Source organism: Gemmatimonas sp. (genome assembly GCF_041689975.1).
In the GTDB taxonomy this organism is placed as follows: domain Bacteria; phylum Gemmatimonadota; class Gemmatimonadetes; order Gemmatimonadales; family Gemmatimonadaceae; genus Gemmatimonas.
This window is the reverse complement of the sequence record NZ_JBDNFF010000239.1, coordinates 1-4800: the sequence shown is the minus strand read 5'-3', so window position 1 is coordinate 4800 and position 4800 is coordinate 1. Positions and strand designations below refer to the sequence as shown.

Here is a 4800-nt window from a genome sequence, read left to right as displayed (position 1 = left end):
GCCGGGCGATCTTCAAATGGATCACCTGGTACAACACCAAGCGACTCCACTCGAGCCTCGACCACACCTCACCCACAACGTGGGAACAGCAGTACCGTCAAACGTCATAACCACCCGTCCGCCAAACGGGGAGATGCCCATTGGGACGCAATCGAGACCTACCCGATCAACCGAACCCAACCCCCAGACGCGAAGAGCCGCGTATGTCGACGCCGACGGCGGCTCATCTTGTCGGTCTGTAACGCTCCGCACGATTCCGGACACTTACTGCACGGGAGCAATCCAGCTCTCTCACCAAAAGGAGCAGAACCGAAAATGAGTGACACACTTTCACAACCGCAACGCATCCTTCGTGTGGCGATTGGAGCGCTCCTGGCATTGGCGAGCCTGACAGCCTTCGACCTGAATTCCAGCGTCTCCGCACGTTGTACAGGCGTTGGTGCTCCGGGTCAGATCACGTCCCCGAATCCGTCGAATCCGGTGGGCGTGTACTCCACCGAGCGGGCTCTGTCTGCCACGTGCGACAACTTGAAGGACTACAACGGTCAATTCCGCGACACCCTTGCCGACGGCGGCGATGCGTACGTGCTCTACAACAAGAACGGGACGTGGCTTCCAACGGCATCGAATCCGTCGTTGTCGAACTGGGCTTCATACAGCTTCACTGATTTTGACGGGGATGCCAAATTGAGGCTTTGCGACACGAACACCGGCTGTCACTTTTTCGATTATGCGAACAACGGCTTCTAGCCTGGCGCTAGCGGTCGTCTGCTGCGCAGCGGTTTCGTGTTCCTCGACCAGCGGCCTTGGCTCTTCTTCCGAGTCATCCGCTGGTACCAATAGCGGGTCGGTCGCGTCTGACGTTGATCCGCCAACGAGTGATGTCGGACGGTCTGCAGAGTACGAACCGAGCTGGGCTCCCGTGTCCGCCGCGCCGACGCCGTTGGAACTCGCTTTTGAGGATCGCATCGGTTTCACCCTGAACGAGGTATCGAGGGCCTACGGTCTGCAGGTCCACGAAGTTGCGTCGTCCTGCCTGCGCGACCGTGGCTTCGTCGTGACGGAGGCGCTTTACCCTGGCCCTGGTTTCGACGCCTTTGGGGCACTGCCGCCCACCGGTTCACGGATGGCAGCGGCGATCATGGCCTTGATGAGCTCACCTACCGACCTGGCAGGCCAGACAACTGAGTTCGTTGCGGCGGCCAGCGAGTGCGAGTCAACCGCCCGAGCCTCTGCCGTCGATCCCTTGCGAACCGTCAGCGACTTCGCAAATCAACTCGTCACCGATCAGAACTCTCGCACGCTTGCCGATCCGAGGTATCAGACCGCAATCGAGCAGTTCGAAAGGTGCCTTGCCGAGTCGGGGTACTCAGCTGAGACCCTTGCTGCGGCCGGTCAAGCCGTCTTGGATCAGTACTACGTCGCCGTCGATCAGATGCAACAGGGTGAGATCACGCAGGAGCAACTACTCGCACAAGCAGAACTGCTACGGCAAGAAGAGATCGAACAACTCGGAGGACCCGATCAATGCAATGCCGATCGACAGCGCACTGAAGCGGAGGTTGCCAATGACGTCTCACGCGCCTTGCTCGAGCAGAACGGATCCAGTTTGGATGAAGCCCTACGGAGTGCGGAGAAAAGTATTGAATCCGTGCGACAGTACCTTCGTAGCTCCTGAAGCAAAGGACGGCCGTACTGCGGTCGCGGGATGTTCAGCGGACAGTTGCGCATCCGAACTTGGGTGACGGCGATCAGATGAACGCCAGCGCAGCACTGCCGGGAGCCAGGTCGCGCAGCACGGCGTGCAGCTGGTTGGCGATCCGAACTCGTTGCGCAGCAACGTTCGTCCGGCGTTCCTCGAGCAGAGCGAACACGGTGGTGTGATCCTCAGCGGTCACGACCGTTGCATCGCCGTGTAGTGCTGCCACACTCGTTGCAGCGGCGGCATCGATCACGTCGGTCTTGCGGCGACTGCCCCGTGACAGTTCGCGCACGCGTGCAGTCGCACTCGAGGGAATGTCGAGCACGAACTCGCCGCGTGCGACGAGCCACTGGGCGAAATGCCGACCGAGGCCGCGTGCGTTCTCGACCGCCCAACGGCGCTCGGAGAACTGCTTGGACCATCGCATCAACTCTCGATAGCCGGCGAACGACGCATCGATGCGCAGCGATGCTGCCGTCGAGTTCGTTGCCGGGTCCACGGCGTTGGCCGTGTGCGAAACCTTTGGGGATCAATTCCGATGATCATGACTGCTCGGTCCTGCTCACCGGGGTGGGAAAGCAGCGGCCGGCATGCCGACTTTCAGACCCAATGAGCGGGACCTCACCTCTGTTGAGCCAGACCACTACCGGTCGTTGATCGGAAGGCAGACCCTGGCAGAGCCAACCCGAAGGCGGCAGGCGATTGACGAGCCAACCCGACCAACGACCTACCGGACGCTACGAACCTGAGCCCGCCTCAACCGGCACCCCACATACAAGTCGGCGATTCGATGCGCCGGGCTATCCACGCAATCGAGTTCGACCGATCGCTCACCGACAGGGGCCCGCGACGAGACGAACTCGATCATGGCGTTCGATCGCTCCATCAAGTGTCGCAATGTAACGAAATCCGGTGAGCCGGACACTCATTGACAGGGTCGCCTGTCGGCCCAGAACGACGACACAAGGAGCAAGATCATGAAACAGGCAACCGCCCTACGCCGGAGCACGATGACAATCGTGGCCGCCGCCACGCTTTGCGCTTCTGGGATAGCGGTATTCGGAGGCGGCACAGCGTTTGCCGATTCCGGAACGTGCATCACAAGCCGAATCTGCACCTCCTACGTCACCATCACCGGCCAGGTTCCCGGAGACGCAAACACCACGTACCGATTCGACACGAACGATGACGATTTGAGGGACAACAACTATGGCAACGGATCGAACGTCGACAACGACACACCGTCGGTTCGAAACAGGGAGTCGTTCAATCGTGTGTGCGGTTATCTGAACCCGGTCGGACAGAGCGGCAACGTTCAAATCTGGACAGTCACATCGGCGGCGAACGGATTCGTGCCGGTTGACGCCAGAACCAGCGCCCTTCGCCGTTATTCCGGCTCAGGGGCCGTTCCGTCCGCAAGCACCTGCCCAGCGTCACTGTAGGGCGACGAGATGATCGAGCGGCAGAGGAAGCGGCGACGCGTGGCGCCGGAAATCGCGATCCTTGCGACGTCGATACTGGTCGCAGTGACCGGTTGTTCGAACGCCAACAGCACCGCAAAGCCCGCCACCCCAGCGTCGCTCACTGGTGCTGGATCGCCCGTACCAGTGATCGACGCGGCCGTTCGCGACAACCCGCTCATCGAGGAACTGAATCGGAATCTTGCCTACGCCGTTACCGACGACGAGATGGGTGTTGTCGTCGACGCAACCCAGGAAGGCGTCCTCCAGTGCATGAGAGCGCGAGGGTTTGACTACACAAAGATTGTTGGCTTTCAGTTGGTCGGGGACCGTTCTCAACACCCCCTCGACATTGATGCCGGACGCGAATTCGGCTTTCACTTCGTCCCGATCTCTCCGCCCCCGAATCCGAACGAGGACCGTATTCAATCGGTTTCCTACGCGGATGCGCTGTGCGGGTCCGACGAGCGCGATGGATGCGAGCAACTGGCGAGCCAACTCGTTGCGTCCTACGAGGTCGACTATCTGATCGCCTACTACGCCCTCGATGCCTTGCTGGTCGATGCGGTCAATGAGGCCAAGACTTCTGAGTCGGTGCTCGCGTCCGAGTCGTCGTACCGTCGATGTCTATCGGACCAAGGATTCGATCCTGACGATTTCGCGTCCGAACGTTACGCGTTCCAAGATCAAGCTGCCGTCAGCACTGAAGAAGTTCATGCACGGGAGATCGACTACGAGTGCGATGTCGAGACTTCACGAACGGCCAGCTTCTCCGAATCCCTGCGGACCGCATATGAGCAGTTCGTCGAGTCCCATCCGCAAGATGTGAAGCACGCCGTCGAGATGAAGCAGTCGTATCTTCGATCGCTCGGAGAGCTCGTCACGGAAATCCGCAGTGGCACAGTGACAGTCGACGGATGAGCAGATCAACGAGTCCGCTGGCCAACGGACAGCTGCTCGAGCGGGTTGCCTCAGCGCAGGGTCGCACTCGTTCGGGTCGGGTTGTGTTTCTCAAGTTCTTCGGGTGCGTCCACATTTCCCGACGGCGGTGCGCGCGACGTAGTGGGACTTCACAACTGAACCGTATGGCGCCGATCGAGCTACGCAGCGGTGTTGTAGTTGAACACAGCCGGATTCCGGTCCTCGCCGATGACGTGTGGTCGAAGCGTCTGGTTGTGACTGACCAGAGAGGTTTGACTGGGGGCCGCCCCGCTGTTCTGGTCATACGTTGTCCGTACGGGGTGGTTCGACTGAAGATGGCTCGGCGATTGGGACCCGCCATGACTGCGGTCGCGGGATGTTCAGCGGACAGAAGATGCCGTTGTCCGCGAAGTTTCTTGTGGGTGTCGTGTAACGCGGGCGTGCTTGGTGGACACTCGCAGTGGTGGGAAGCGTTCCAATCGTCGAGCAGCGGTTCAGTTGCTTCTTCGCGGAGCACTCCGGTCATGTCCGCAGGTATGCGATGACCTTGGTCCTCGACGAGGAGGTGGACGATGTGGTGCAGCGCACGTTGCTCACTGCGTGGCAGCGTTTCGACGACATCCCCGAGGGTTCCGAACGCGCATGGCTGTTCGGGGTGGTCCGCAATCACTGCCGGAACGTCTGGCGAACCGGGCGCCGCTCGAAGGCCCTTGTTGC

General features: G+C 60.5%; 7 protein-coding genes. 6 read left to right on the top strand and 1 reads right to left on the bottom strand.

Features of this window, described 5'->3' with window-relative positions:
- Positions 1–8: 8 nt before the first annotated feature.
- The 3 genes from ACESNG_RS15330 (at position 9) to ACESNG_RS15320 (ending at position 1678) form a co-directional block, all read left to right on the top strand.
- Positions 9–110: an IS3 family transposase gene (locus ACESNG_RS15330; RefSeq protein ID WP_373069619.1), complete on the top strand. Its 102-nt coding sequence runs from the start codon at positions 9–11 to the stop codon at positions 108–110.
- Between the two features lie 205 nt (positions 111–315).
- Positions 316–750 carry a hypothetical protein gene (locus ACESNG_RS15325; RefSeq protein ID WP_373069617.1) on the top strand — a complete coding sequence of 145 codons (435 nt, stop codon included), beginning with the start codon at positions 316–318 and terminating at the stop codon, positions 748–750.
- Positions 751–922: 172 nt separating this feature from the next.
- A complete protein-coding gene (locus tag ACESNG_RS15320) occupies positions 923–1678 on the top strand; it encodes a hypothetical protein (RefSeq protein WP_373069615.1) in 756 nt (251 codons plus the stop codon).
- A gap of 73 nt (positions 1679–1751) precedes the next feature.
- Here the strand turns inward: ACESNG_RS15320 and ACESNG_RS15315 are convergent, their stop codons facing one another.
- Positions 1752–2201 (bottom strand): transposase, encoded by a 450-nt coding sequence (locus ACESNG_RS15315; protein ID WP_373069613.1) that lies wholly within the window; start codon positions 2199–2201, stop codon positions 1752–1754.
- Positions 2202–2712: 511 nt separating this feature from the next.
- On the opposite strand from ACESNG_RS15315, the gene ACESNG_RS15310 reads away from it, so the two are divergent.
- The 3 genes from ACESNG_RS15310 to ACESNG_RS15300 all read left to right on the top strand — a co-directional run.
- Entirely contained in the window at positions 2713–3144 is a 432-nt protein-coding gene (locus tag ACESNG_RS15310; protein WP_373069611.1) for a hypothetical protein, read from the top strand.
- Between the two features lie 9 nt (positions 3145–3153).
- Positions 3154–4083, top strand: a complete 930-nt coding sequence (locus tag ACESNG_RS15305) for a hypothetical protein (protein ID WP_373069609.1) — start codon at positions 3154–3156, stop codon at positions 4081–4083.
- Positions 4084–4543: 460 nt separating this feature from the next.
- Positions 4544–4800, top strand: a 257-nt coding sequence (locus tag ACESNG_RS15300; RefSeq protein ID WP_373069607.1) for an RNA polymerase sigma factor, incomplete at its 3' end; no start/stop codon positions are given.

Bases quoted from the DNA above. Each gene is read 5' to 3' on its own strand.
- ACESNG_RS15325 (WP_373069617.1), top strand. From the start codon at position 316: ATGAGTGACACACTTTCACAACCGCAACGCATCCTTCGTGTGGCGATT.
- ACESNG_RS15310 (WP_373069611.1), top strand. From the start codon at position 2,713: ATGACAATCGTGGCCGCCGCCACGCTTTGCGCTTCTGGGATAGCGGTA.
- ACESNG_RS15305 (WP_373069609.1), top strand. From the start codon at position 3,154: ATGATCGAGCGGCAGAGGAAGCGGCGACGCGTGGCGCCGGAAATCGCG.